The sequence below is a fragment of the Nonomuraea sp. NPDC049607 genome (assembly GCF_040675375.1).
GTDB lineage: Bacteria > Actinomycetota > Actinomycetes > Streptosporangiales > Streptosporangiaceae > Nonomuraea.
The window spans coordinates 1-2,713 of the sequence record NZ_JBFAOV010000098.1 but is presented as its reverse complement, the minus strand read 5'-3'; the positions used below and the strand labels follow the sequence as shown (position 1 = coordinate 2,713).

2 protein-coding genes are annotated in these 2,713 nt (G+C 74.5%); both read left to right on the top strand.

All coding sequences use genetic code 11. The annotated features are described in order from the left end of the window. A partial coding sequence (locus AB0J97_RS51555) for an ABC transporter ATP-binding protein (RefSeq protein ID WP_364104803.1) occupies positions 1 to 322 on the top strand: 322 nt, incomplete at its 5' end. Between the two features lie 383 nt (positions 323 to 705). Next, positions 706 to 2,694, top strand: a complete 1,989-nt coding sequence (locus AB0J97_RS51550; protein WP_364104800.1) for a histidine kinase — start codon at positions 706 to 708, stop codon at positions 2,692 to 2,694. Positions 2,695 to 2,713 lie beyond the last annotated feature (19 nt).

The window sequence follows — 2,713 nt, the reverse complement described above, 5'->3', positions numbered from 1 at the left end:
TCAAGCAGCACGCGAGGCGTCACGGGGCCGTCACCACCCGCGCGGGCAGGACGGCGTGGACCCGGGTGCCACCGTCGCGGGCAGGCTCGACGAGGCCACCAGCAACCTGGGCAGCGCCACCGGGGCGGCCATCGAGTCCAACCTGTCTTGGCTTCCGCAGACCCGCATCGTTATCGCCCACCGGCTCAGCACGGCCAAGGACGCCGACCTCATCGTGGTACTCGACGCCGGCCGCGTCCTGGACCGTGGCACGCACGAGGAGCTCATGGCGCACGAGGGCCGGTACGCCGAGCTGGTCGCCGCCCAGGTCAGGCTGGCTTGAAGCGGAGGAACGCCCACTCCGACCACCGGCGCGACCTCCGGCACGGCTTGATCCCCAGGTGACCAGGACCGTTGTCCCGGCCAGCACGGGACAGCCGCAGGACGTCGCTCCCGTGCCCGCGGGACACGGTCTGTGACAGTGTGGGACGCGTGTCCGACCTCCGTGCCGCCGGCCGTGACCAGCCCCATGGAGACTGCCGCGGTGCTCCTGTCGGCGCCTCCATGACCGGCGTCCCCGCCGCGCAACCCGCCACTCGGACCGCCGCCGCGGATGCAGCCGAGGTCTGTACCGATGGGCTCGACGAGGCCGGCTCTGAGGGGGCGGCGGCTGGATTGGGCGGTCCGGCTGCCTCGGTGAGGGACCGGTGGCCGGGGGGAGGCGCGGTGACGCTGGCCGCCGCATCCGTCTTCGCCGCCGTGACCGCCACCTGGATCGACGTGGCGACCGGACCGGTGACCCGGCCGGAGCCGCTGGATTGGGAGGTCTGGGCCTCGACGGTCCCGGGTGCCGCCCTGGCGATCGCCGGAGGAGTGCTGGCGGTACGGCGGCCGCGCCACCTGATGACCTGGATCCTGATCACCGGCGGGCTGGTGACCTGCGTGAACGGCCTGGCCGGCGCGTACGCGGTGTTGTCGTCGGCCCATCACGGCGGCACGCTCCCGCTGACCGCGGCTGCGGTCTACGCCGGGGCGCGGCTGGGGCCCTTCCTGAATCTGGTGCCGCTGCTCGTGCTGCTGTACTTCCCCGACGGACGGCTGGTCTCGCCCCGCTGGCGGTGGGCGGCCGCGGTCTCGCTCGCCGCCACGGGCCTGACGGTGCTCATCTTCCTGTTCGTGCCCTGGCACATCGTGTCGCCGCAGGACTACCTGCCCGGGCTGGACGTGCCGATCCCGGTGATCCCCGACGCCTTCTGGCAGGCGGCGTACGCGGTGTCGCCGGTGCTGCTGGTGGCCAGTCTCCCCGTACCGGTGGCGGCCTTCGCCTGGCGGTTCCGGGGATCGTCGGGCGAGCGGCGGGCGCAGCTGCGCTGGATGCTGCTGGCCGCGCTGCTGAACACGGCCCTGATGCTGGCCTCCGCCGTGCTGGAGGGGATGCCGCGGGATCTGGGGTTCGTGTTGTGCCTGGTGGCGCTCGCCGCGGCGGTCATGGTGGCGGTGAGCCGCTACCGGCTCTACGACGTCGATCCCGTGCTCGGCTGGACCCTGCTGTACGGCGGGCTCGCGCTCGCCGTCGTCGCGATCGACGTCCCGCTCTTCGCCGGTCTTGGCGCGGTCATCGGGGAACCGGTCGCGGCCGTGCTGGCCGCCGTCGCGGTGGGCGTGGTCTACGCGCCGCTTCGCGAACGGGTGCGGCGATGGGTGAACCGGGTGCTGGCCGGGCGGGCGGAGCCGTACGAGGTGGTCTCGGCCCTGGCCCGCCGGCTGGAGGACTCGACGCGGCCGGAGGACCTGCTGCTGGAGGTCGCCAGGGCGGTGTCGGTAGCGTACCGGTCACCGTACGTGCGGGTCGAGCTGGACCGCGCCGACGGCCGGACCGTCGTGGTGGAACACGGCACACCCCGTCCGGACGTCGTCGTGCTGCCGTTCGCCTACCGGGAGGCGCCGATCGGCCGACTCGCCCTGGTGCCGCGCCCCGGCGCCTGGCCGGCCGAGGCCGCGCAGCGGCTGCTCGCCGACGTCGTACGCCAGGCCGCCGCCGCCGTACGCGCCACCGCGCTGACCGAGGAGCTCCAGCACAGCCGCGAACGCCTGGTCAACGGCGTGGCCGAGGAACGCCGCAGACTCCGCCGCGACCTGCACGACGGGCTGGGCCCCACCCTGGCCGCCGCCGCGTTGAAGGTGCAGGCGGCGCACAACCTGATGGCCCGGGACGCCGACTCCGCCCGCGCGGCGCTGGACCAGGTCCGCTCCGACCTCGGCAGCATGCTCGGCGACGTGCGGAGACTGGTGCACGATCTGCGGCCGCCGGCCCTGGACCAGTTCGGCCTGGCGGGCGCGCTCCGGCACGAGGCGTCCCGGTTCCGCGACGGCAGCCTGGCCGTCCAGGTGGACACCGAAGGGGATCTGACGGCGCTGCCGGCCGCGACCGAGGTGGCGGCATACCGCATCGTCTGCGAGGCTCTGACGAACATCGCCCGGCACGCGGGCGCGACCGGCTGCCACGTGCGAGTCGCCGTGGCCGATGACGAACTGGAGGTCGAGGTGATCGACGACGGGCGCGGCCTGCGCCCCGGCGCCGTGGTGGGCGTGGGCCTGCTCGGCATGCGGGAGCGCGCGGAGGAACTGGGCGGCCGGTGCGTCGTCGAGCCTGCCCGCGACGGTGGCACCCGGGTCCACGCCGTCCTGCCCGCGCGGGTGGTGACGGCCCCGTGACGCCTCGCGTGCTGCTCGC